General features: G+C 35.6%; 21 protein-coding genes. 3 read left to right on the top strand and 18 right to left on the bottom strand.

What is annotated here, in order from left to right; translation table 11 throughout:
• Positions 1-260: 260 nt before the first annotated feature.
• Positions 261-1418: a hypothetical protein gene (locus tag EV200_RS01935; protein WP_244312935.1), complete on the top strand. Its 1158-nt coding sequence runs from the start codon at positions 261-263 to the stop codon at positions 1416-1418.
• 126 nt (positions 1419-1544) lie between these two features.
• Positions 1545-1820 (top strand): hypothetical protein, encoded by a 276-nt coding sequence (locus EV200_RS01930; protein WP_132529133.1) that lies wholly within the window; start codon positions 1545-1547, stop codon positions 1818-1820.
• On the opposite strand, the gene EV200_RS21690 is transcribed toward EV200_RS01930, so the two are convergent.
• Positions 1817-1969, bottom strand: coding sequence for a hypothetical protein (locus EV200_RS21690; RefSeq protein ID WP_165877838.1), 153 nt, complete (start codon positions 1967-1969; stop codon positions 1817-1819). The two genes, EV200_RS01930 and EV200_RS21690, sit on opposite strands and share 4 nt — an antisense overlap.
• A gap of 150 nt (positions 1970-2119) precedes the next feature.
• On the opposite strand from EV200_RS21690, the gene EV200_RS01925 reads away from it, so the two are divergent.
• Complete coding sequence (locus EV200_RS01925; protein WP_132529132.1) at positions 2120-2428, top strand: hypothetical protein; 309 nt, start codon at positions 2120-2122, stop codon at positions 2426-2428.
• A 52-nt stretch (positions 2429-2480) separates the two neighbouring features.
• Here EV200_RS01925 and EV200_RS01920 read toward each other — a convergent pair whose 3' ends face one another.
• The 17 genes from EV200_RS01920 to radC all read right to left on the bottom strand — a co-directional run bounded on the left by EV200_RS01920 (position 2481) and on the right by radC (position 24787).
• Complete coding sequence (locus EV200_RS01920; protein WP_132529131.1) at positions 2481-5732, bottom strand: TonB-dependent receptor; 3252 nt, start codon at positions 5730-5732, stop codon at positions 2481-2483.
• A 660-nt stretch (positions 5733-6392) separates the two neighbouring features.
• Complete coding sequence (locus tag EV200_RS01915; protein ID WP_132529130.1) at positions 6393-8033, bottom strand: hypothetical protein; 1641 nt, start codon at positions 8031-8033, stop codon at positions 6393-6395.
• Between the two features lie 145 nt (positions 8034-8178).
• Complete coding sequence (locus EV200_RS21685; RefSeq protein ID WP_165877837.1) at positions 8179-8385, bottom strand: hypothetical protein; 207 nt, start codon at positions 8383-8385, stop codon at positions 8179-8181.
• A gap of 249 nt (positions 8386-8634) precedes the next feature.
• A complete protein-coding gene (locus EV200_RS01910) occupies positions 8635-10053 on the bottom strand; it encodes a hypothetical protein (protein ID WP_132529129.1) in 1419 nt (472 codons plus the stop codon).
• 108 nt (positions 10054-10161) lie between these two features.
• A complete protein-coding gene (locus tag EV200_RS01905; protein ID WP_229676703.1) occupies positions 10162-12957 on the bottom strand; it encodes a TonB-dependent receptor in 2796 nt (931 codons plus the stop codon).
• Positions 12958-13071: 114 nt separating this feature from the next.
• Positions 13072-13587 (bottom strand): Mpo1 family 2-hydroxy fatty acid dioxygenase, encoded by a 516-nt coding sequence (locus EV200_RS01900; RefSeq protein WP_132529128.1) that lies wholly within the window; start codon positions 13585-13587, stop codon positions 13072-13074.
• Between the two features lie 499 nt (positions 13588-14086).
• Positions 14087-14611 carry a hypothetical protein gene (locus EV200_RS01895; protein WP_132529127.1) on the bottom strand — a complete coding sequence of 175 codons (525 nt, stop codon included), beginning with the start codon at positions 14609-14611 and terminating at the stop codon, positions 14087-14089.
• Between the two features lie 157 nt (positions 14612-14768).
• Positions 14769-16340 (bottom strand): ribonuclease Y, encoded by a 1572-nt coding sequence (gene rny / locus EV200_RS01890; protein ID WP_132529126.1) that lies wholly within the window; start codon positions 16338-16340, stop codon positions 14769-14771.
• 311 nt (positions 16341-16651) lie between these two features.
• Positions 16652-16942, bottom strand: a complete 291-nt coding sequence (locus EV200_RS01885) for a cell division protein ZapA (RefSeq protein WP_132529125.1) — start codon at positions 16940-16942, stop codon at positions 16652-16654.
• A 33-nt stretch (positions 16943-16975) separates the two neighbouring features.
• A complete protein-coding gene (locus tag EV200_RS01880; RefSeq protein ID WP_029283205.1) occupies positions 16976-17266 on the bottom strand; it encodes a hypothetical protein in 291 nt (96 codons plus the stop codon).
• Between the two features lie 31 nt (positions 17267-17297).
• Positions 17298-19697: a phenylalanine--tRNA ligase subunit beta gene (gene pheT, locus EV200_RS01875; protein WP_132529124.1), complete on the bottom strand. Its 2400-nt coding sequence runs from the start codon at positions 19695-19697 to the stop codon at positions 17298-17300.
• Positions 19698-20592: 895 nt separating this feature from the next.
• On the bottom strand, positions 20593-20787 hold the full coding sequence (locus EV200_RS01870; RefSeq protein WP_132529123.1) for a hypothetical protein: 195 nt from the start codon (positions 20785-20787) through the stop codon (positions 20593-20595).
• 1 nt (position 20788) lies between these two features.
• Positions 20789-20977 (bottom strand): hypothetical protein, encoded by a 189-nt coding sequence (locus tag EV200_RS01865; RefSeq protein WP_132529122.1) that lies wholly within the window; start codon positions 20975-20977, stop codon positions 20789-20791.
• 1 nt (position 20978) lies between these two features.
• A complete protein-coding gene (locus tag EV200_RS01860; RefSeq protein ID WP_132529121.1) occupies positions 20979-22373 on the bottom strand; it encodes a radical SAM protein in 1395 nt (464 codons plus the stop codon).
• A 6-nt stretch (positions 22374-22379) separates the two neighbouring features.
• Complete coding sequence (locus tag EV200_RS01855; RefSeq protein ID WP_132529120.1) at positions 22380-23138, bottom strand: prolipoprotein diacylglyceryl transferase; 759 nt, start codon at positions 23136-23138, stop codon at positions 22380-22382.
• 5 nt (positions 23139-23143) lie between these two features.
• The gene (locus EV200_RS01850) at positions 23144-23980 is read right to left on the bottom strand and encodes an endonuclease/exonuclease/phosphatase family protein (protein ID WP_132529119.1); all 837 of its coding nucleotides are present in this window, start codon (positions 23978-23980) and stop codon (positions 23144-23146) included.
• A 108-nt stretch (positions 23981-24088) separates the two neighbouring features.
• A complete protein-coding gene (gene radC, locus EV200_RS01845; protein ID WP_132529118.1) occupies positions 24089-24787 on the bottom strand; it encodes a RadC family protein in 699 nt (232 codons plus the stop codon).
• Positions 24788-24802 lie beyond the last annotated feature (15 nt).

The following is a 24802-nucleotide window of genomic DNA, read 5'->3' as shown; positions in this document are numbered from 1 at the left end:
AACTTTATAAATACTAACCAAATATTTATGTCACAAAAGTATAGTTGGCTTGTTAAGTTCATATTAACTATGGATTATAATTAACATCTATTCATTTCAATGATGTTAAGTTGTTGTTAATAATTACTAATGTTGCTTACATTAAAAAATTGTTGCTTTTACGTTAATTTTAGGTAAATTTAATTAACCAAGTATAGCACGATTTGAAAAAGGCAATCAACATTTATTTCTTTAAGATACTTATACTCTTAAGCATACTGTTGATTCACAACAATGTTAATGCTCAGCAACACTCTTTTGATTTTTATGATGGTACATTTAATTTCACTGCTGATTCTTCACTCTCTATTGCCGTTTCCACAACAGCTTCATTAGGAGAAGTAAAGGCATTTTACAATAAAATATCCACAGGCCATTATGATGAGCTGATCTCCAACCTTAAAGCCTATCAGAATAAACAACACCTGAATGATTGGATTTATTATCAGCTCATCCGTAAGGTGGCCGAACAAATTAGTCCTAAATCTGAAAACTATTTTAGGTATACCTTATACAAGTGGTTTCTCCTGAACAAATGTGGTTATGATGCCCGCCTCGCCGTAGGCAATGATCAGGTGATATTTTATGTCAAGAATGACGAAGACATCAGTGATATTCCATTTTTTATGATCGATCATAAAAAATATATGTGTTTAAACTACCACGATTATGGGAAATTATTTAAAGAGGCTGATGCCTATAAGCCAATTAATATTGTAATTCCCGAAGCCAAAAATCAGTTTTCCTATAAAGTAACCCGAATGCCTGATTTCAAACCAGAAGGTTATGAGGATAAAAATATTGAATTTAGTTACAAGCAAAAAAATTATCACTTCAAATTAAAAATTAACAACGAAGTACAAAGCATTTTCAAAAATTATCCTGTTGTAGATTTTGAAAGCTACTTTAATATTCCATTAAGTAGAGAAACCTATAGTTCTTTAATCCCTACCTTAAAGGCAAACCTTAAAAAAATGGATCAAAAGAAGGGCATTGATTACCTCATGCGATTTACCCGTTATGCATTCTTATATGAAGATGATGGAGAAAATTTTGGAAAGGAAAAACGCAATGCACCAGAACAAACCCTGCTGAGTCAATACAGTGATTGTGATGACCGGGCTGCTCTTTTCTTTTATTTGGTTAAAGAGATTTATAACTTACCCATGGTGGCCGTACTTTATCCAGAACATTTAACCATTGCCGTTAACCTGGATAAACCAGTAGGTAATCCCCTAACTTATAATGGCAGGCAGTATTCATTTTGTGAACCAACACCTCAGTTTGAGAATTTAAAAATCGGACAGATTTCCTCCAGCTTAAAGCATAGCAAATATGAAATCGTATATGCTTACGAACCAAAAAAGGCAATTCGTTGACGGGATCAATATAAAGTTAAAGTTAATAATATGTTATCTCAAAGTTATCTTATTGCTAGCAAGACTGAACTGTTGTCCTTTTAGTCTAATTTAGCCCTCACTGAAATAAATTCTAAATTAATTGAAATGTCGGCTATTATATATACCATATTAAAAGAGTTTTTTGTACTCATCCATGAACATCCGGTTAAGGCAAGAATTATGTCACCAGTGAATAATGAAAATAGCTTTACTTTCCAGGTCAGCTTACATTTCAAAAACAATAGTAGTGCAGATGCAAATATTCCAAATTCTACATTTACCTCATACGCTACTGCAGAAAGACATTTATTAGGGTATTTAGAAGCTTTTCAAAATACGATGGATTTAGGTGGCGGTATAGCTGAAGGAACTAAATTTTAATCGTTTTCTTTTTCGCTTTTTTCTGCTGGCAGTTCCGAATCAATAACCTCTTCCTCAAACTGTTTTTTATCTTTTAGATTTCTCATAATTAAGAAAATGATTAATATAAGAACTAAAACAGATACAGTACCGATCACCAGATAATTCATATTGGCCTATTTAATTATTTATTCTCTTCTCTATCAAGTAATCTACAGTAAATATTCTACATGTTAACTTCACTTTGATTTGTTAACATAATCATAATGTTAATTTAACTTAGCGATATTTTATCTTTGCATAAATCCTAATTAAGTTAAATGAAAAAGCACAAATCTAAGTCGAAGAATATTTCGGCAAATAAGAAACTACGTAAAGAAATAGAAAATAAATTAACAACTGCATTTAACGAGGTTCTGGCGCAATTTGGAAAGGCAAAGAAAACGGAGCAGGTAATAGAGAAATTCGCCAAACGTCTTTCTAAAAAAATCAGTCTGAAACCATTAAACGATTCGATTGATCCATTCATAAAAGAAGAAGTAGCTGTATTGGCTAAAGAAAAAACAGCTAAGCCTGTTTCTACCAAAAAAATAAAGAGTCCGGTAACTGAAGAATTGGAATCAAAATAAAAAAAATGCCCTGCTAATCAAATTAGCAGGGCATTTTTTTTATGAAGTCTGACTAGAAACTATATCTTAAACCCAATTGCATTTGGTAACGTGATGCAAAAAAGTCTTTTGAATAAGAAGTAACATCATTTTGTGAAAACGTATAAACCGGATAAGATGTTGGTGTTCCGGCAGTTGCCACTTTAACACCTACACTTGCCATTGAGTTATAGGTATTCGGTGAAAAGTACTGAATGCCCCAGTTCTTATTAACCAAATTAGTCAGGTTTACAATATCATAAGTTAAGGTTAAAACATGTGGGTGTTTTCCCTGTGCTACCTGAATATCCTGAGAGAATCGGAAATCAGCCTGAACATTCCAAGGCGTACGTGCACCATTACGTTCTGTAAAGTTTCCACGGCGTGTACTTAAATATTTATCACCATTGATGTAATTATCAAATGCTGCTGCCTGAGCAATTCCATCAGTTGTATTGGCAAAGAATTTTGTGGTTTCTCCTGCTGTAGGGATATACAATAAACTTACTGTTTGTCCGGTTCCATTAATTCTGGTGTTAACCAAACCTAAAGAATACGGAGAGCCAGATTGTCCACTAAAGAACAGTGAAAAGTTCGAAACATATTTACCATTTTTCGCCCAATCCAGTCTGTAATTAATGGTTGATATAATTCTATTTCTAATATCGAAGTTTGAATAGGCTAAACCTGGGTTATTAGGACTCAATGCCTGATTTAACTGCCAGTTAGATTCCATGGAGTTACGGATACCGTTTGCAATATCTTTTGATCTTCCATAAGTGTAAGCCACCATCATATCTAAACCAATTGGCAATGATTTGCTGATTTGTGCTGTTAAGCTGTATTTATAACCTTTATCTGTGTTAGATAGTAAATAAGCATTAGTATACAACGGATTAATTTTGGTACCTGAATAGATTGGCTGCTGGTGATCCGTATCATAAACCATGTATTTTGGATTATCTACATAGTTGATTTGCTGGAACTGCACATCCTTAATTACCTGACTAAAAATTCCCTCAACAGTGAATTTCCATTGATTATCTGTTTTATAATCGAAGGCTAAGTTACTTCTCCATGCTTTTGGCATTTTAAAATTATTATCTACTAAATCTACTTGTGTTGCGCCCGATGCATCCTTAACATTAACACCTTGCTTAGTTACATAACCTGCTTCTCCATTACCTGTTAAGGCATCTTTAATTGGATCTGAACCAGCAGCAGGAGTTACTATTTTGGTAGGATCTGCATTTTTATAAACATACGACTTATCAAAAGAACCGTAGTTTACACCATTATTATAATAGGCATAACCAATCCAGGCAAAAGGAATACGACTGGTAAACAACCCCGTTCCTCCACGCACAATTAAACTTTGATCACCTAATGCATCAAAATTAAAACCTAAGCGAGGAGAGACTTGAATTTTATTCAGAAATTTTCCAGTAATTGATGATGGTTGGGTATAAGTGTATGTGGTACCATAATTCGCATCAACCGGAGAGTTAGTTGTTTTACTGCTCAATGAAGGCATATCCGGCAAGTTTGCCATATCGAAACGCAAACCTGGTGTTAATTTTAACCGATCGCCAATTCTGATTTCATCCTGACCATACACACTATACATATTCACGTTAAACTGTGCAGTAGGGTTAGCAATAATATTATCTCTACTGTTATCATCATAGTTGTAACTTGTACGCACCCTATTTGGCATATTGTTCAAGAAATCACTCACACTGCTATAAGCTACCCGACCATTCCATGAATTTACAAAACCATAATTAATGTTGTAAAACTCGTTGTGGGTACCAAAAGTGAAAGTATGGTTACCTTTACTGTAAGAAAAGTTATCGGTAAACTCAAAAGTATTTTGTTTCATATTGAAAATACTAGCCTCTCTATCCGTACCTAAAAACAGCGTACCCCCGTTGGATGCAATTTCAATCTGAGGTAAAGCAGGGTTAGAAAGCGGATCACGGAAATCATGAACAGTAGAATATCCTACAATTAAGTTATTGGTTGAAGCATTGCCGAAACGGGTTTTTAAATCAGCCACTGTTGAACTTTGATTATTGTTCTGCTTAAAATCAATTCCACCAAACCTGAAGTTAGATTGATCTCTTTCCAAATTGGTTGCCTTAGAAATAATAGTGTTGTTTCTGATGGTTAACTGGTTATTCTCATTGATGTTCCAATCTAAACGGTTAAAGAATTTATTAGATTGAGAATAGATATTGTAGTTACCAAATTCGCCCGCATCTACTCCGTAAACATTTTTCATGCGATCAGAAATTTGTTGCGCTTCTGTTAACGTAAGCAACTTCATATCAGAAGAACCTGCGCCCAAAATAACCGGATCCTGACGGCGGGTAATTTCCTCATTGGTAAAGAAGAATAATTTATCTTTTATAATAGGGAAACCAACACGGAAACCAGTTTGATAATCATGAAATGAAGATGGCTCTTTAGCGTTATCTCCAATTTTATTTCTACCAATCAGCGAGGCATTACGGCCATAGCCATAAACTGATCCGGTAACATCGTTTGTACCACCACGTGTTACCGCATTAATACTTCCACCTAGAAAGTTACCTACTTTAACATCATAAGGTGATAAAAGAACAGTCACATCCTGAATGGCATCTAACGATACCGGATTGGTACGTGTACTGCTGCCCGGCATGCCTGAACTACCACTTTGCCCGCCCAGAGATGGGCTAAAACCGATGGCATCATTGTTAATTGCACCATCAATAGTTACGTTATTGTACCGGAAGTTAGTTCCGCCAAATGTATTGTCTTTACTGCCTTGTGGCGTTACACGGGTAACATCCTGCAAACTCCGGTTCATGGTTGGCAGGGTTTTAATCTGCCCTTCGCCAATACTCGTACCAGCACCAGATTTCGTAGGGCCTTTTTGTCCCTTTACACTTACCTCGGCCAGCTGACTGCCTTGTTCCTGAATATCAATATCAAGTTTTTGATCAGCTCCCAGCGCTAAATAAATATTGTCTTTTACTACCGGACTGTAACCTACATAGGTTACAGTGATTTTATAGGGACCACCAGGATTTAAATTCCCAATGCGGTAGAGCCCTGTTTCATTTGATGAAGCTTTAGAAACCGTTCCGGTAGGCACATAAACTACAACAATTGTAGCTCCTGGAATAATTCCTTTTTCATCCTTAATTTTTCCATTTAAACTGGCTGTTGTTACCTGTGCGTGAGTAGCGGTAACAAACAACATTACAATACTAAATAAAAATAGTAAACGTGATTTCATTTTTCTGTTGTTTTTGTTTGGTACAAAGCAACAATGAATATGTTAAATTAATATTAACAAAAAATTAATTATAACCCAAAAATTAACATTAAATAAATGATTAAAACATAGTATATTAATACCCGATTGGGTGGCCTGAAAAGGGGTTATATGGAGTCGTAAAACTACTTTTGAAAGATGAAGATTTCATGAAGATTGAATTTCTCTAAAAGTATCAAAGCCATATCTCCGTTTTGATAGCTTTTTGCGTTGCACTTAAACAAAAAAAGCCGAAACATGGTAGTTTCGGCTTTAAATGTAGGTCACTTGCTCACTATTAAATCGCATTAGTCATTTTTATTTCTAATCCTAATTCAGTGAGATTTTATAATTCTAAAAATATGATTTTTATTTAATTTGATAAATGATTGAAAATAGATATTTGTCTTAAAATTTGATAATCTAAAGTCAGACGTTGACTCTCTTACTTATATAAACCCTAAGTTCTTAGACCACAATATTAACCTATAGTAGCAGCAATATCAATACTAAAACTATATTTAATTTCTTATTCCTTCACAAATTATAAGACTAATTTTATAAGTTATAAATCAATAAGGCATACATCAATCATAACGAAATATTACTTGTCTAAAGTTCAAAATTATTTTTTTAATACTATTAAACTAAATTTATGGTAGGCTTAACTGTTTTTATTATGGTTACTGGTTGGGAACCATTGCTCGGTGTTACTAAAATGGTATAGCGGATTCGGATTCCATCAAGATCGCTAGCATTGTAGTAGGTTGTTCCCATAGTATAATCCTGACGATGCTGAACCTTAAACTGGATCGAAGTTTTGGTTCCGGTGCTCGTATTGCTGCCATATGCATAAATTTCATCTCCGATGATTTCTTTTCCATAATTTTCTGGCAAGCCATACGCTGGATCAGTTCTATCCAAAAATCGCTCTATCGTCGTTTTTTCGGAAGGAGGACCATTGCTTTCATATCTTTGTTTGTATGGAACAAGCACATCGATTCTGGTAACTTTGACTGTTGTCCCATCACTTGTAACCTCTGGATTTGTTGGTTGCTGATACCCGCTGAGTAATCCATGATGTAACGCTATACTATAATCATAGATATACTTTGGATTTGTACTAGAAGATCCAGATTCATTAGTTACTATCCTTTGATTTGATACAAATAATTCTGGGGCTAATGAAATATCCACTACACCTAAGACTTTGTTGTAATTAGGAACAAATCCAGTTGAATTATTATTTGCAGCTCCAGGCATTACTAAAGTGACACCTACTATACCCGTACTGCTTTTTATTGAGCCTGTTAAATTTGTCTCTACTTTCAATTTTAGATCTACGACTTGTGGACTAGTAGCACTGCCGCCTAATATTGCACTGAAAAACCCTTTTACCGCACCTGATAACCCTCCTTTCACGCCATCTTCTATAGCTTTTGTTAAATCCGTTCCAAATAATTTTGATTTAGGTAATTTTAGCTTACCTATAGCTTTAAAACCAGCAACATGTATAGCCGTGTTTCCTAAATTTCCCAATAGGCTACCCAAATTGAAACCTCCGGGAGTTGCTGTACCTACAGTACCATTCAGGGTTCCGTTAGAAACTCCATTTAGGACAATTTCAGATAAATTTGTTGAAGATACATTCCAAACGAAATTCAAATTCTCTTGATTCGAATTCACAATAGTTGGATCGTATGCTACTTCATATTGACACGCATACCAAGCACCAGTTGATAGGATTTGATAATTTTGGATCTTAGTTACTGATTTTTGAACATTTTCTGGATCAATAATTTCTTTAGAAAAATTCATTATTGAAGATGGAAATTCTCCAGATATCCCTAATCCATCACTGAAATAAGAAGATGCGTAAGGGCTTCCTGGAGGTAGATAAAGATAAAAACGTATTATTCCTCTGTACTTATTATAAAGTGCAAAAAAATTAGGCGAGGTCAATTGTGTCGGACTAAAAGTATTGTACACCAGATTCCAACCATCGGCTTTTTTAAAATCGAAAGCGATCTCGTCAGGAAATAACTGATTACTTCCAGATGCCCATGGTACCAGAATAGGGCTTGAGCCAGAAGGAGTCGGCATGTAATCGGCTGTTTCCCAATCGAAGACATGAGTTGGGACAACTGCCATTTTATTTTGTATTTTCAGGTCGGCAGATGCTAAGATGGGGCTAACTTCTTTTTTACAACTTAAAATAAAGGTTGCAACTCCTAAAACAACAACCATTGCAATTTTGAGCGTTTTGATTTTTAAATTTTTCATATCTCAATAATAACGTTGGCATATTAAATCACTGTAAACACATAATTATTAATAATACATTAATTAAGGTTTAAACTTACTTTTAAATAAGCATATAAAACAAAAAAGCCAGATATCGCTATCTGGCTTTTCTGAAATTGAGTTATTAATTTTTAGTATACATTAGTTTGAGGTGTGAAATTAGTCCAACCTGATGTCCAGTCTGTAGTTCCAATGCACCATGGTGACTTACCGCATCAAAACCAGTTAAACCTGTAAAACTTGCACCAGCTAATATAGATCCAGTCTTCAATGTGAATTTAGTTGTAGCACCTAGATCACAGATGCTACTATCAATACCTAAATTTTCCATTTAGTAAAAGTCTCGTTTTTGCGAAGAACCTTACGTGCAAAATAAGTTTGTTAGGAATAATTAGAAACAACTAGTCTCCAGAAAAAATTAAATGCTTTAGTCATATCGCTTATAGAAAGATACTCTATGAATAAAAAGCTAAACAATTATTAATCTATTAATAGTAGATATTATTTTTAATTAAAAATATCTGCATAAAAAAGGCCTGAAATAATTTCAGGCCTTTCCATAATAAACTTAACTTTGATATTAATTTACAGTTCCAGGGGTTGTATAAGCTAACGCCTGAGGATTAAAGTTTGCCCAACCAGCTGCCCAGTTCTCAGAACCAAATGCACCTTTAAAAGCAACACTTGTGAAACCACTTGCTAATTTTGCATTGGTAAATGCAGCACCAGATGCAGCTGGAGAATTTGCAACAACAGTGAAGTTAGGAACACCAATTCTATCTCCTGATACTAAGTCAGCAGCATATCTGTATGGGTCAGTTATCAATGCTTTAGCTAAACCAGTTGCATCGAAAACGTTAGCAGCAGTTAATATCGGTGTAATTACTCCTAAAGCTGTAGTATTTGATGCTTTAATTTGATTTGATTTACTATTGCTGTTATAAATCAAGTTGTTTGCGAAAACAGATTTACCAGCGGTTAAATTAGCTGAAGCCGGAGTTCCAGTTCCATCATCATAATAAATACCTTCTGTGTAACCAACAAAAACTGAATTGAAAATGCTAATCGCAGAATTACGACGAATTTGTGCAGCATGCTGATAATTTGCATTTATAGAACTTGAGCCTGAACCTACAGGACCTAAAATAGTAACATTCGAAAATACAGCAGACGTTTGTGGAGTTGCAGTTGATCCTGCTGAGTTGTTATCTGATTCGAAACCATTAGAACCTGAAACATCTGCGGTATTAGCTAAACGTTGTGCTAAAGCATATTGTATTTTACCTGAATAACCGTTGTCTGTATCGAAATCATCATCCCAGCTATCAATTGCCAATAAATGTGAACAGTTAACTGTACCACCAAACCATTCAAATGCATCATCACCTGAACGATAAACCTCTACATAATCAACTACAGTACCTGATCCAACTGAACCGAATGTTAAACCATTGATTTCGTTATCCGGACTTAAAGCAATACCTGCATATTCGATACGCACGTATTTAAGTACACCTGAATTATCTGCATTGTCAGTCCCACCATATTTTCCTTTTTCTGTATTATCAGAAATACCTTCAATGGAAACTGAAGTTCCGGCATTATTTTCAGCTTTACCTAAGATAATAATACCACCCCAATCTCCTTCTTTACGAGCACCAGCAGCTATACTTGAAGTAAATACAATTGGTTTATCTGCAGTACCAGTTGCATTGATTTTTGATCCTCTTGTAATAACCAAAGCACCTTTTGTCGATTTATCACCTTTAATAATCGTTCCTGGCTCAATAGTTAAGGTAGCATTATTGGTTACATATACATTTCCTTTCAAAACGTAAATTTTACTTGCAGACCACGTAACACTTGTGGTTAAATCTCCTGAAACTTCTACAGTGTTTGCGTCTGCTGGTGGATTTATATCATCATCAACAGGGCTTTTAGAGCAACTTGCAAACAATCCTAAAATACCAATTGTACAGAATAATAGTTGTTTTTTCATTTTCATTATTTTAACTTTTTTTATAAATTTAATATTAAGATATATCTTAGGGGTTAACCTACTTTTAAGCTATTGTTAACACATGATGATTTAATTTATTTATTCTACTTAAAATGTGTATGAGAAAGATAATGAGTAATTTCCACCAGGTTTGTAACTACTAATGGTTTCGTCCGTACTACCAAAATTATATTTATCATTTAAGTCTCTATCGTAATACTGCGTTAAGCGTTGATTTAAAATATCGCCAGCATTAAACTTTAGTTCACCTTTATTTTTAAGCACTTTCAATGCTAATTGTAAATCGATAACATCTCTTGGAACATCCCAAATTTCTGGGAAGAATACACCACCTGCTACAATTAATCTACGGCCAACTTTATTATACAATGCGTTGAAGTTTAATTTATCATTTAAGAAACTATGCTGTAAACCAGCATTAATGATATATGGAGCCTGACCAACCATTGGTCTATCGGTTCGCAATAAGTTAATGCCACTATTATTGATTTCAACTTTTGATCTCATAATAGATAGATTGGTGTAAAAAGTTGTTTTCTTTAAGAAATCAGTCTTAGCAATAAAATCTAAGCTTTTACGGAATTCAAATTCTATACCGTAAACATTAACGTTATCACTATTAATGTAGGTTACAATTCTGCTTGAACCCGAATCTTGGTTATATGATTCGATGGCATTATGAAACTTTTTATAGAAAGCCGAAACGGAAATTATTTGACCAGCTTGAGGATAAAGTTCAAAACGAATATCAGCATTATCGATTTTTGCCTCTTTTAAGCTTGGATTTCCTTGCTGAAGTGATAAAAGTTCATAGTCATAAATCGCGGAAGAAGCTAGTTCCCTAAATTCAGGCCGAGCTAAAGTGCGATAATATGAGGCTCTTAAATTAATTTTGGGTGTCAAGCTATAAGTATAATTCGCAGATGGTAACACATCCACATAATTATCATCAACTGATGTTTGCGGCGAAGGAACTGTTGCATCAAGCTTCACGTTAAATTGTTCCACTCTAACACCCCAAACCAATCTCGACTTTTCTCCAAACTTGTTATCTAACATTACATAGCCTGCATTTGTCATTGAATTTGCAGTATATGAATCGGCATCACCAGAAATATCATCCAAGAAATATGCTCCACTGTTAATTGCATCAGCTGCATATAAGGTACTCAAAGGTCTTCTTGCAATTTGATCAGCATTTGCAGCAGCAGTATTAGCCCTCAACCCAACAAATCTTGCATTAAATGTTCTTTCGCGATAGATAGATGTCAAACCAGTTTTGAATGTTGCCAGCTGCCCAAACATTTTTAACGGAAGCGTATAATTTACCCCACCACTATAATTGTCCTCATTTAACTTTGAAAATAAAGTTGAATTTTCTTTACTTAATGTACCTGTACTTGCAACGTAAGCATAATTATCCGTCCCAATATCCGCGGGATTTCTTTGGTAGGAAACTTTCTTTTGATCGGGTTGATCATTTAGAATATTCGCATAACTAACAGACCAGTTGAATTTAGAGTTATTTTCTCCTAAAGCGTGATTACCTTCAATGGTAGATTTAAACAAAGACTTTTGTAATAAATCAAAAGCGAAATACCTTGTGTCACGATTACGGTCAAAATTGAAACCTGTTCTGGTTAAATAAGAATCATCGTAGTTTCTATTATAGATATTTTTGAAGGTAATTTTACTTTTTCCGTATGTGTAAGCAAAATTTGCCAATGCACCAAGGCTTGTAGAAAATCTATAAATATTATCGTGGTAATCAACATTTACATAATCACGAATGACGTCGTTATTGATTGTTTGTGAATTTCTATAGGTAAGAGAGAGTAAAGTACCGAACCTATTTGTGTTTTTAAAATCCTTAACTCTACCTAAAGTGAACTGATAATTCTGGGTTGGTAGTGCAGTATTGTTATAAGTATTCCAATTTCTTGGAAGCGCACGCATCCCTGCAGTTTGCTCTGTAGCAGTTAATCCACTATTAAATTTATTACGAGAAGGAAAGTTGGCAGGCAAAGCTCTGTCTCCATTATCAAAGCCGAAGTAATCGCTCACATTTCTTGTTCCCGAAATAAAGTCTTTACCGGTAGACTCTGTATTGTAACCAGTACCTATTCCGAAACTTATAAAATTATTATCTGGAATATCTTTTGTTGCAATTTGGATTGAACCACCTGTAAAATCTGCTGGAAGATCTGGTGTAGCTGTCTTACTAATCACTAAATTATCAACTAAATTTGAGGGAACAATATCGAATGAAAACGCTTTACGGTTTGGTTCCGTACTCGGCAACGAAGCTCCATCAAGTGTAGCATTATTATACCGATCACTTAGACCCCTGATTACCACAAATTTATTATCCTGAACGGTTGCGCCACTCACTCTTTTTAAAACATCAGAAGTATTTCTATCAGGAGATTTTCTAATCTGATCACTGGAAACACCATCCGAAATTACCGAGCTATTCTTTTGTTTAGCATACAGTGAATTCACAGATTCTTGTCTGAAACTAGCTTTAACAACAACTTCACCAAGATTTTGTCCATTCGCTTCGTTTAAGATTACATTTAATGAAGTCGTTGCAGGAGATTTAACTTCTATATCTGAAACTTCTTTTGTTTGGTAACCCACGTAAGAAAATTCAAGTGTATATTTGCCTGTGGCTATAGCCTGCAAAATATATTTACCATCAACATCTGTTGAAACACCCTTTGTTGTTCCTTTAATCCGAACCGTTACCCCAATTAAGGTTTCACCGGTCTTTTTATCGGTTACCGCTCCAGAGATTTTTCCTGTCTGCGCATACGAGAGTATGCTGATCATTAAAGCGAACACAGTAAGTGCCGCTCTTTTAAAAAAGTTTAGTAAGTCCAATTTGCCTTTATTTGATAAGGGCAAAGCTATTACCACAGTGTTAACTATAGGTTAGGTGTTAATTAACATTCCTTTACCTTAAGGTTAAGATAAAGTTAACAATTTTTATAATTATCAATAACGAACCCCCGTTTTCTTACATACAAAGTGCAATAACCAGATCGGACCTATTAACAAAAACTTAACATCATCTAAAAAAGATGGTTTCTTGCCTTCAATTTTATGCCCAATAAACTGACCAACCCATGCTGCAATAAAAATGGTAGCGTAAATAGCATATGAAGTTCCACTTCCTAAACCTACTGCCTGTTCTATCTTTACAATAATATAGCTCATTAAACCAATTACCCAGATCATCATAAAGAACAACACCGGTGAAAGCGTAAAGTAATAATATAAACTGAAGGCCAACAGAAATGAAGCCCAATTGAAAAATCCATTATAACTACCTAGAAACCCAATATGAGGAAAAGGAATTTGCCAAACCAAACCAAGCAAACTAAACACAATTAAAGGAACACAAATCCAGTGCAACAGTTTATTGGTTGGATTTTGATGGCTCTCTGCATACTGATCAAAAAGGACATCAACAGGACGTTTAGATTCTATGTTTATGGTTGGCTTGCTCATCAGGTAAAATTAAAAAAAATATCCAAGTGGTGGGCTCATCTTCGGAGTTTAATAGCCGATCTAATCATAGCAAAAATTCCATCTATCAGTTCGGTGTCTCAACTTAATAGTTCAGAAGATTAATAGTAGTCTATATTATACAGCTATGAGGGGAACTCCCCTCCTAATTTAGGAGGGGCTGGGGGTGGTTAACCATTCAGTAGCAGTTTTCGATTGACAAATCATAATCTTCCGAATAAATACGGTGTCTAACCAACTGAAAAATTCAAGCTTATATATCGAATCGTATTAATAGGTTGACGAGATAAAACTTAAGCTTTTTAGTGAGACACCCTGAGTGTTCGGAAGATTAATAGTAGTTTACATCATATAGCTATGAGGGGAACTCCCCTCCTAATTTAGGAGGGGCAGGGGGTGGTTAACCATCCAGTATCAGTTTTCAATTGATAATTATAATCTTCCGAACAACTGAGGTAAGATACCAACCAGTAGGCTAAAATTAGATGCCAGCAGGATCTATTGCAAAATATTGTTTAATCCGAATGGTATCTCTATATGAAGATGCTGCTATTGTACTTAGATAAACTTCCCCATCCAACAACCAATTGGAAGTTTTAGAACCCGAAGTTTTTATTCCTTTAAAATCACCTCCAACTATTTTTAAACCTATTACATCACAACTTGCGCATGGATTTGCAAATTTTACTTCACCCGCTACAACCTGTTCATTATTTAATTCAAACTTTGTCACGTTGGATGGTACCCTGATATAAACATGTTTTGCATAATAACCATTACCCAATAAGGCACTGTACTTAAAAATTTTATAACTTCCCTTTTGAAGATTTAAAAAGAAAGGGTTGCCAAAATCCGCCTCATCCTCATATAAGTAAGTACAGGTTGTGTTGTTCGGACAAGTGGTTAAATGATCCGCATTAATTTCGATCTCCTTATCTTTATCTTTCTTACAACCCAGGTTGATTAGCAACATCACGAAAATGGAGAGGCTAAATATTTTTTTCATATCAATGTTTTTTATAGCCAACGCAATTTATCAACATAACGCTACAATTATAAAGAAACAAAAAAAGCGATGGAATAAACCATCGCTTTACATCATTTATATTATTATAGACCATATAGGTTTAAAAAACCTATATGGTCTGTTAATATTAAACTAACTATTTCGCAAACGCCACCGAACGTGTTTCACGAATTACGGTAACTTTAATCTGACCTGGATAAGTCATTTCCGTTTGAATACGGGTCGAAATATCTGCAGCCAATAATTCAGCTTGTGCATCAGTAATTCTTTCACTCTCTACAATTACACGCAGTTCTCTACCAGCCTGAATAGCAAAAGTTTTCTCTACACCCGGATAAGATAACGCCAGTTCTTCTAAATCTTTTAAACGTTTAATGTAGCTTTCCACTACCTCTCTACGCGCACCAGGACGGGCACCAGAAATGGCATCACAAGCCTGAATAATTGGTGAAATCATGGAAGTCATTTCGATTTCATCGTGGTGGGCACCAATGGCATTACAAATTTCAGGATGCTCCTTATATTTTTCAGCCAGTTGCATTCCTAAAATAGCGTGAGGCAATTCAGGATTATCATCAGGTACCTTACCGATATCATGTAACAAACCAGCACGTTTAGCCATCTTTGCATTTAAACCTAATTCTGCCGCCATCGTAGCACAGAAATTAGCCACCTCACGTGAGTGATGTAACAGGTTCTGACCATAAGAAGAACGGTAACGCATACGTCCAACCATACGGATCAATTCAGGGTGTAAACCATGAATACCCAAATCAATTACAGTACGCTCACCAATCTCTACAATCTCATCTTCAATCTGCTTTTTGGTTTTAGCCACAATCTCTTCAATACGGGCAGGGTGAATACGACCATCTGTAACCAAACGGTGTAAAGCCAAACGAGCAATTTCTCTTCTTACCGGGTCAAAACCAGATAAAATAATCGCTTCCGGTGTATCATCAACAATGATCTCGATACCAGTAGCTGCCTCTAAAGCACGGATATTTCTACCCTCTCTACCAATTACACGACCTTTAATTTCATCACTTTCTATATGGAAAATTGAAACTGAATTTTCAATCGCCGCTTCAGTAGCCGTACGTTGAATGGTTTGAATCACTACCTTTTTAGCCTCTTTACTGGCTGTTAATTTCGCTTCATCAACAATATCCTTAATCTGGATCATGGCTTGTGTACGTGCCACTTCCTTTAAATTATCTACTAATTGATTTTTTGCTTCTTCGGCAGATAGACCCGCAATGGTTTCCAACTGCGTTAAATGTTGATTTTTTAAAACTTCAACTTCCTCTTGTTTTTTAACTGCTAATTCAGTCTGTTTTTCAAGATTTGCTTTCTGCTTATCTAATTCCTGCTCTTTTTTATTGAAGTTTTCCATACGCTGATTAACAGATTGTTCTTTCTGCTTCATCGTGTTTTCGCGTTGGTTTATAGTATTATTTTTAGCGTTTACTTCTTGCTCATGCTCCGCTTTTAACTGCAAAAATTTCTCTTTTGCTTCTAAAAGTTTATTCTTTTTTAAGATTTCTGCATTATTCTCTGCATCTTTTAAAATCTTTTTAACCTTGTTTTGAGCAGCAACTTCCTGCCCTCTAAGCAAGTTGCGTAGTAGGAACCGTCCTACCGCTATACCGATACCTAAGCCTGCTATTAAGGCAAATATGTATCCTAGAATTTCCGTTATCTCCATTTTGTTTTTTAAGTAAAAAAAAACCGCAACTAATTTTTAAAGTCTCATTATTTTAAACCTCAACTAAGCATAATTGGGATTTAAGCCATTTTCAGGTGCTTAAAGCAGATGAAATACGCCCTCTTAACCCCATAGATATTGAAGTGTTAAGTTTTATAAATTTTGAAACTCAAAAACTAGCCGCGGCTATGTCTTTATGCTAATTATAGAGACTCATCATCCTGATCCGATAGCTATCGGATTTATTTCAGGATCTTATTAAAAAGGCACTGAAACGAGTTCAGAGCGACAAATCGCCAAAGAACGATCCCTTATTTTTTGAAAAAATCACTGAGTAAAACATCCAATTCTTCAACTTTATCAGCAACAGCAGTATCCTGGCTTTGTACTTTATTTTCCGTTCTTAGTACAGCCGTTGCATAATGCAGCACAGCCATAGAAAGAAGATCCTGCTTATCCCTAACCGCATAATTATCTTGATAATCCTTTATGCGCTCATTGATCATTTTAGCTGCCCGTCTCACAATTTCTTCCTCTTCTGTATTTACCTTTAGTGGGTAGATACGGTCGGAAATGGTTATTTTAATCGAGATTTCTCCCATTTGTTAGCTTAGTTTCTGATTTCTACGCATCATTTATTTTTTAAGCAATGCGATACTTTTATCAATCTCCCGCACAAAATCGTTAATTTTTTGTTTAATGTCAAGTGATTTCTCACTTGTACCTTCTATACTTTTAGCCAGTTTAGTTACCCTTAATTTTTCTTCAAGATCTGTACGCTGTGCTTTCGAAGTATCAACGGCAACTTTTAACGATTGATTTTCAAGCTTTAATAAATCATTTTCCTCCTGCAAAGCATGACATAACTCAATTAAACGAGCCGTTTTTTGTAATACCTTATCTAATTGATCTGCAACAGAAGCCATGAATTTATTTCTAAAAATACGAATTTATATTTTATTTCCTAATTTCTGCACCCGCTTGCTGCGTTAAATTCGCAATGAGCTTATGCATAGTACTTTCTATTTGCTTATCCGTTAAGGTTTGCTCTTCATCCTGTAAGGTAAAATTTAAAGCATATGACTTCTTACCTTCCGGCAATCTATCGCCAACATACACATCAAAAACACCCACTTCCTTAATCAGCTTTTTATCTGTTTTAAAAGCAATTCCTTTTAACGTATCAAATGTTACTGACTGATCAATCAACAATGATAAATCTCTGCGCACCTGCGGATATTTCGAAAGCTCTTTATTCACAATTTTATTTTTCCTTACAATATCTAAAATTGCAGACCAGTCAAAATCAGCATAAAAAACTTCTGCATGAACATCTGCCACCTTACGATCTGCTTTATTTACCGCACCAAAACTCACAATCACTTTATCTCCACGGAAATATTTAATTCCATAGGCAAAGTGCTCATCATTTAAAGTATCGGTTTGATAGCTCGAAATCCCTAAACGTGATATAATCGCATCTACAGCGGCTTTCAAATTGTAAAACGAAACCGATTTAGCATTTTGATTCCATTGCTCACCTTGTTTTGCACCAGAAATTAACACAAATAACCTCGGGCGCTCCACGTACTTCTCATTAATTAAATGATACGTTTTACCAAATTCATAAAACTTAACATCGCCACTTTTCCTGTTCTGATTGTAGGCTACACTTTCCAAAGCCGGCATCAACATATGCTGACGCATCACGTTTAAATCGCTGCTTAAAGGATTCAAAATAAATACGGCTTCATCCAGGTTTTTAGAATAGGCTGATTTAGTCAATGAATTACACATAATTTCCGCATAACCGTTAGCGGTTAACAAATCTGCAATTACATTTTGCGTATTTTCTTTTTCAGGCTTAACACTGTATGAGAGTGATGCATTTACCTTTGATGGAATTTCAATATTGTTATACCCATAAATACGCAATACCTCTTCGGTAATGTCACATTCGCGGGTAACGTCCACCTTAAATGAAGGAACTCTCAAAGCCAAAGTATCATCAGAAGTACTTGTAGCTGTAATGCCTAAAGCCGTAATAATATGCTTAATCTCTGCTGAAGGAATATTTGCGCCAATTAATTTATTGATATTGGTATAGCTTACTTCAAATTCAAACGGACGAATGTGATTTGGATAAATATCAGAAACTGATGAAGATATTTCGCCCCCCGCTAGTTCTTTAATTAAAATGGCCGCATATTTCAAAGCAGTAACCGTAATTTCAGGATCAGTTCCACGCTCAAAACGGAAAGAAGCATCGGTTTTTAAACCATGTCGCTTTGCTGTTTTACGTACAGAAACCGAGTTGAAATAGGCACTTTCTAAGAAGATATTTTTAGTGTTGGCATCAACGCCAGAAGTTTTCCCACCAAACACACCGGCAATACACATAGGCGCTTCAGCGTTGCAAATCATCAAATCATCTGCACTTAACTTCCTGGCTACATCATCAAGTGTTATAAATTCGGTTCCCTCGGTTACTTTCTTTACGATCACCTTACCACCAGCAATTTTATCTGCATCGAAAGCATGTAAAGGCTGACCTAAACCATGTAAAACATAATTGGTAATATCAACCACGTTATTAATCGGACGAAGGCCAATTACTTTCAGTTTATCTTTTAACCAATCAGGAGAATCTGTAACGGTAACACCAGATATGGTTACACTACTATAACGCGGACAAGCATCCAAATCTTCTACTTCTACCGGAATAACTAAATTTTCGTTATCGGTTTTGAAGGTAGAAAGATCAGGCATTTCATATTCACTTCTAAAATAAGCAGCCAAATCTCTGGCTACACCTAAATGAGAAGCTGCATCAGCACGGTTCGGTGTTAAACCAATCTCGAAAACAAAATCATCATCCATCTTGAAGTGATCTTTCGCACGAATTCCGATCTCAGTATCTTCCGCCAGAATCATAATACCATCGTGTGATTTGCCTAAACCAATCTCATCTTCAGCACAGATCATTCCCTGCGAAACTTCACCCCGGATTTTTGATTCTTTAATCTTAAAAGGTTCGCCCTCCAAAGGATACACGGTTGTGCCAACAGTCGCCACAACTACTTTTTGTCCAGCGCTCACATTTGGTGCTCCACAAACTATCTGAAGATTTTCTTTTCCACCAACACTTACTGTGGTTACACGTAAACGATCGGCATTAGGATGTTGTACACAAGTTAAAACCTCACCAATAACCAAACCCTCTAAGCCACCCACAACAGGCTGAACTTTATCTACACTTTCTACCTCCAGGCCAATATCGGTCAGGATTAAAGAAAGCTCTTGTGGTGTCTGATCTATTTGAACGAATTGTTTTAACCAGTTATATGATATTTTCATTTTTAGAGTATCAAGAAGTAAGTATCAGGAATCAAGACAACTCTTGATACGTTAATTTCATAAAACGCAAAGATATTATTAAAAGCTTAAAGCAGAAAACTAAACAAGAAATCTTCGAGCAATAATACTAAGCTGGTCAATTATGATTTTTTATGTTGATGCAAAGAAAATCTGAAGTAATTATCCAAATCTGCGGGAGAAAAAATAAGACTAAAACCATTAACGTTAAATACCATTCCCTTCAGTTTCCCCCGCAGATTAAAAAAGATTTACGCTGAAACCATGTGATCATATCATAAAGCAAGCGTTGTTTTATCCTAATGCAAAGAAAATCTGCGGTAATTATCTAAATCTGCGGGAGAAAAAACAAGACTAAAACTATCAACGTTAAATACCATTCCCTTCAGTTTTTCCCGCAGATTAAAAAAGATTTACGCTGAAACCATGTGATCATATCATAAAGCAAGCGTTGTTTTATCCTAATGCAAAGAAAATCTGAAGTAATTATCCAAATCTGCGGGAGAAAAAATAAGACTAAAACCATCAACGTTAAATACCATTCCCTTCAGTTTCCCCCGCAGATTAAAAAAGATTTACGCTGAAACTATATGATCATATCATAAAGCAAATGTTGTTTTTTATGTTGATGCAAAGAAAATCTGCGGTAATCATCTAAATCTGCAGGAGAAAAAACAAGACTAAAACTATCAACGTTAAATACCATTCCCTTCAGTTTTTCCCGCAGATTAAAAAAGATTTACGCTGAAACCATGTGATCATATCATAAAGCAAATGTTGTTTTCTCTTAATGCAAAGAAAATCTGCGGAAATCATCTAAATCTGCGGGAGAAAAAACAAGACTAAAAACCGTTAATATTTATTAGATTTCACTACCCTAGTTCCTAATATTTAAATTAGATAAAATAACCGCGCAGGCGCCAGCTCCAATAACCAGCATAATCACGGAGACCAAAATCAACATTAAGCCAGGTTTTAGTGGTTCATTCTTTACTGACTTAACGATCACCAGAATAACACCAACTACAAACAGCACGGCAACACCAAACCAATAAATTAGAATAATTCCCATTTTAAGAGTTAGCTAATATTACCGCACAGGCGCCCCCACCAATTACAACTAAGACAACTGAAGCAATAAGCATTTGAACACCAAGTTTTACCGGCTGATTATTTGATGATTTCACAATAATGGTGATGATCCCAGCAATGAACAAACCTACGATGGCCAGTCCATAAAGAAAAAACAAAACGACAATCATATTAATTCATATTTAATTTTTCCCTGATGGCATCAATCTTATGGTCACGATAAAAAATATTCATCGTTTCAAAAGGCACTATTTTATATTTATCACTCACAATATGAACACAGGATTTCTTCACCGCCCGAACATCAAAATCAAGAGGATCCATAAAGTTCATAATAATGATGCGAAACAGATTATCATAACTCAAATTATCTGATTTCACCCGAGGTAAACAACACATCAGTTCACCAAAAGTATCTTCAGCACAATCTACAGAAACACCCGTGCTAAATAAATTAAGCATATGTTCTTTCAATTTCTCATCATGCTCAAAAACAATGGTATTTTTAGAATTGTTCAATAAATCTTCCGGATTGATCAAATGCGTCATCGGAACCACCTCATCACCTATTTTTAAAGCATAAGCCATACAAAGCGCATCGGGATTACAAGGCACCGGAATTAAATCCTGCGGAGTAAACGTTGGGTATTGCTCATAAATTTTGCGCCTCACCTCAGTTAAGGTAATTCTTCCCTGTTGATCATTGTAATCGTCATTCCGGCCGGCAACCTGTGTAGGCTGAAAAGTTACGCCACGAACACAACGTTGCTTCAAAGCATAATCCAGGATATCACCAATTTCATGATCGTTTAAACCATTTTGTAAAGTCACAACTAATGTAGTCGACACATTGAATTGATTCAAATGGTCAATTGCTCTCTTTCTGACTTCAGTTAAATCCTCGCCCCTCATTTTAGTTAATACCTCCGGACTAAAACTATCGAACTGAAGATAAATCTCGAAATCAGGCATATAAGAAGCCAGCTTCTCTACAAAGTTAATGTCTTTTGCAATCCTGATGCCGTTGGTATTCACCATCAAATGCTTGATCGGTTTGGTTTTAGCCAGATCCAGAATTTTAAAAAACTCCGGATGGACGGTAGGCTCACCGCCAGAAAGTTGAACCACATCAGGTTCACCCTCATTAGCCACCACCACATCCATCATACGTTCAATTTCAGTTAACGTTCTATGCCTTCCATAATTGGGAGATGACATCGCATAACAGGTAGGGCATGCTAAATTACAGCGATCTGTCACTTCAATAACGGTCAGGCAAGAATGCTGTTCATGATCGGTACAAAGGCCACAATCATACGGGCAACCATAATGTACTTTAGTATTAAACTTCAGCGGCATTTCTGATTGCTTATTGTAATTGCGGATTTGCTTATAATACTCCACATCATCAGCAATCATCACTTTACTATCGCCATGCGTTCTGCAATTTTTCAACATAAAAACCTTCGCATCCTGAAAAACGATTTTTGCATCGCAAAGCTGAAGGCATTCCGGACAAAGACTCTTTGTATAATCGTAATAAATGTAATCTCGCGTATTCGCCATATCCCTTTAAGTGAAAATAGTTTTTGTAATCCTGATGATGAATTTATAATAATACGCAAAAATTAATATTGCCGACCAATGAATGCTGCTTAAATTTAAGAATAATGATTGATAAGGCTTTATAAACTCAATTAAAAATCGAAACAGAAAATAAAGCACCATAAACAATTTAAAGCGATCACCGTTAATCAGGTTTTTATTTTTAAGAGCCCTGAAAAGGCATAAGAGCGCTATCAGATAAAGCATTTCATAAAGCATAATCGGATGCCTCATGATGCCATCACCCAAATCCATTCCTGTAAATAAAGCAGTTGGAACCCCATAAGTGGGCTCATCAATACCCATAGAGAAACAACCAATGCGACCAATAAATAAAGCAACTAAAATTGGAACGACATATATATCGCCTGAAGCAATGTTTACGCCAATAATCTTCTTAATGATCTCTACGCCGAATAAGCCACCCAATAAGCCACCCACAATGGTTTTACTTTGATAAATAAACAAAAAACTCAGATGATTCAAAACCGCCGGAGTTTCCAAAACCGCAACCACACGAGAGCCGATAAGTGCACCAAACATAGCCCCAAGCATAATCCACAAGCGATTCTCATCAGAAATAGGATCTGCAATACCTTTCTTTAAAAAGTAATAAACCCGAACACCTATAACAAAAGCCAGGGTTTCAAAAATGTAATGGTAATGATATTGGTTACCAAACAGCTCAAACTGAAAGGGGAACGGGCTGTCCGATTTCGATATCATAAACACTAAAACCAAAGCCGGGCAAAAACAGGTAAATGATCAGAAAAATACCGTTTATCTTTACTATCACTTAAAACCGCAAACTTCTGTACTTTAAACCCTTTATTCACAAAAATATAGTCGATTTTATTTTTAAGGTCACTGTTAAAATCAAAATCATTAAAAGTCCCGTTGGGTCCATAAGCAGGTTCCTGACTGATTTCTTTCGCATCACTCAGGAATGATTTAATGGTACTGATGGCTTCAGTCTCTGGCGTAACATTTAAGTCGCCAGTAAAAACCACAGGTAAAGTTGGTGCAATTTGCTGTATTTTTTGCTTGATCAGTTTAGCCGATTCAATTCTCGCTTGAACACCTATATGATCGTAATGAGCATTAAAAACTAAAAATTCCTTTTTATTTAATTGATCATATAACCTTACCCAACTACACACCCTATTAAGAGCAGCATCCCAACCTTTTGAAGGAACATCAGGTGTTTCTGAAAGCCAGAAAGTTCCGCCATCCTTTTTCACAAACCGATCTTTATCGAAATATACAGCAGAGAATTCACCTTTACGCTTACCATCTTCACGCCCTACCCCCACTACATCAAAATTGGAATTTTTTAATAAGGCATCAAACTGTTCAGGCAGCGCCTCTTGCACACAAAGCACATCAGCATCATGAAATTTCACTAAAGCTTTCACATTTTGTTCACGGTTTGGCCACGCATTTACCCCATCATCCGGATTATTATATCTGATATTGTAAGATATAATATTGATAGGCGCTCCCTTTTGCTGTGCAAAGGCCATTGTGGAGAGCAATAATAAAGAGAATAAGATTTTAAAAGTTTTCATGGATTATTTTCAATTTGCCAATATTACTCATTTAGTGTTAAATGAATTTTAAGTATTAAAGTTGTTATATTCTTATATCAAAACCTTTATACATCAGCATCTAAAAACCTAGATAAGATCTTCATCCTTATAACTGTAATAATTGCTCCTGGCAAATATGAGATGATCGACAACGTAAAGTCCCAGCATCATCCCTGAAGCCACTAAATCTCTGGTCAGTTTGTTATCACTTTCACTTGGCTTTAAATTTCCAGAAGGGTGATTATGCGCCAAAACAATATTGGCTGCATTACGTTCAAGCGCTACTTTAAAAATAATTTTTGGATCAGCAACTGTTCCAGCCTGCCCCCCTTTACTAATAAGATGCCTTCCAATAATATGGTTAGAACGATTAAGCAACAGTATCCAGAATTCTTCATGATTGAGGTCCGCAAAAGTGTTGTACAAATAACGGTGCACATCGCTTGAAGCGGTAACCTGCACAATTTGCTCTTCCTGGATTTCCTTTCTGCGGAGGCCAAGTTCTAAGGCAGCGATAATGGTGATCGCTTTAGCTTCGCCAATTCCTTTAAACCTGGAAAGATCCTGAATAGATGCTTGCCCTATTTTGGCTAAGTTATTCTCATAGAAAGATAAAATCCTTTTACTTAAATCAACAGCCGTTTCATTTCTGCTTCCTGAACCAATCAGAATCGCAATTAATTCAGCATCAGTTAAATGCCTGCGCCCATGATGCAATAGTTTTTCCCTTGGGCGATCTTCCTCTGCCCAAAGCTTAATACCTAGTTTCTGATCGTAATTTTCCATTTTTTTCGACAAAAA

This window comes from Pedobacter psychrotolerans (assembly GCF_004340665.1).
Lineage (GTDB): Bacteria > Bacteroidota > Bacteroidia > Sphingobacteriales > Sphingobacteriaceae > Pedobacter > Pedobacter psychrotolerans.
Note: the sequence above shows the minus strand (reverse complement) of the source record. Positions and strands in the feature narration are given on the sequence as shown.

What these genes read in the sequence shown, in the direction of transcription:
- EV200_RS21690 (WP_165877838.1), bottom strand. Translation starts at nt 1,969, where the DNA reads ATGAATTATCTGGTGATCGGTACTGTATCTGTTTTAGTTCTTATATTA.
- EV200_RS01900 (WP_132529128.1), bottom strand. Translation starts at nt 13,587, where the DNA reads ATGAGCAAGCCAACCATAAACATAGAATCTAAACGTCCTGTTGATGTC.
- EV200_RS01855 (WP_132529120.1), bottom strand. Translation starts at nt 23,138, where the DNA reads ATGATATCGAAATCGGACAGCCCGTTCCCCTTTCAGTTTGAGCTGTTT.
- EV200_RS01930 (WP_132529133.1), top strand. Translation starts at nt 1,545, where the DNA reads ATGTCGGCTATTATATATACCATATTAAAAGAGTTTTTTGTACTCATC.
- EV200_RS01895 (WP_132529127.1), bottom strand. Translation starts at nt 14,611, where the DNA reads ATGAAAAAAATATTTAGCCTCTCCATTTTCGTGATGTTGCTAATCAAC.
- EV200_RS01885 (WP_132529125.1), bottom strand. Translation starts at nt 16,942, where the DNA reads ATGGGAGAAATCTCGATTAAAATAACCATTTCCGACCGTATCTACCCA.
- EV200_RS01915 (WP_132529130.1), bottom strand. Translation starts at nt 8,033, where the DNA reads ATGAAAAATTTAAAAATCAAAACGCTCAAAATTGCAATGGTTGTTGTT.
- EV200_RS01880 (WP_029283205.1), bottom strand. Translation starts at nt 17,266, where the DNA reads ATGGCTTCTGTTGCAGATCAATTAGATAAGGTATTACAAAAAACGGCT.
- radC (WP_132529118.1), bottom strand. Translation starts at nt 24,787, where the DNA reads ATGGAAAATTACGATCAGAAACTAGGTATTAAGCTTTGGGCAGAGGAA.
- EV200_RS01865 (WP_132529122.1), bottom strand. Translation starts at nt 20,977, where the DNA reads ATGATTGTCGTTTTGTTTTTTCTTTATGGACTGGCCATCGTAGGTTTG.
- EV200_RS01860 (WP_132529121.1), bottom strand. Translation starts at nt 22,373, where the DNA reads ATGGCGAATACGCGAGATTACATTTATTACGATTATACAAAGAGTCTT.
- EV200_RS01870 (WP_132529123.1), bottom strand. Translation starts at nt 20,787, where the DNA reads ATGGGAATTATTCTAATTTATTGGTTTGGTGTTGCCGTGCTGTTTGTA.
- EV200_RS21685 (WP_165877837.1), bottom strand. Translation starts at nt 8,385, where the DNA reads ATGGAAAATTTAGGTATTGATAGTAGCATCTGTGATCTAGGTGCTACA.
- rny (WP_132529126.1), bottom strand. Translation starts at nt 16,340, where the DNA reads ATGGAGATAACGGAAATTCTAGGATACATATTTGCCTTAATAGCAGGC.
- EV200_RS01925 (WP_132529132.1), top strand. Translation starts at nt 2,120, where the DNA reads ATGAAAAAGCACAAATCTAAGTCGAAGAATATTTCGGCAAATAAGAAA.
- pheT (WP_132529124.1), bottom strand. Translation starts at nt 19,697, where the DNA reads ATGAAAATATCATATAACTGGTTAAAACAATTCGTTCAAATAGATCAG.
- EV200_RS01920 (WP_132529131.1), bottom strand. Translation starts at nt 5,732, where the DNA reads ATGAAATCACGTTTACTATTTTTATTTAGTATTGTAATGTTGTTTGTT.
- EV200_RS01850 (WP_132529119.1), bottom strand. Translation starts at nt 23,980, where the DNA reads ATGAAAACTTTTAAAATCTTATTCTCTTTATTATTGCTCTCCACAATG.
- EV200_RS01910 (WP_132529129.1), bottom strand. Translation starts at nt 10,053, where the DNA reads ATGAAAAAACAACTATTATTCTGTACAATTGGTATTTTAGGATTGTTT.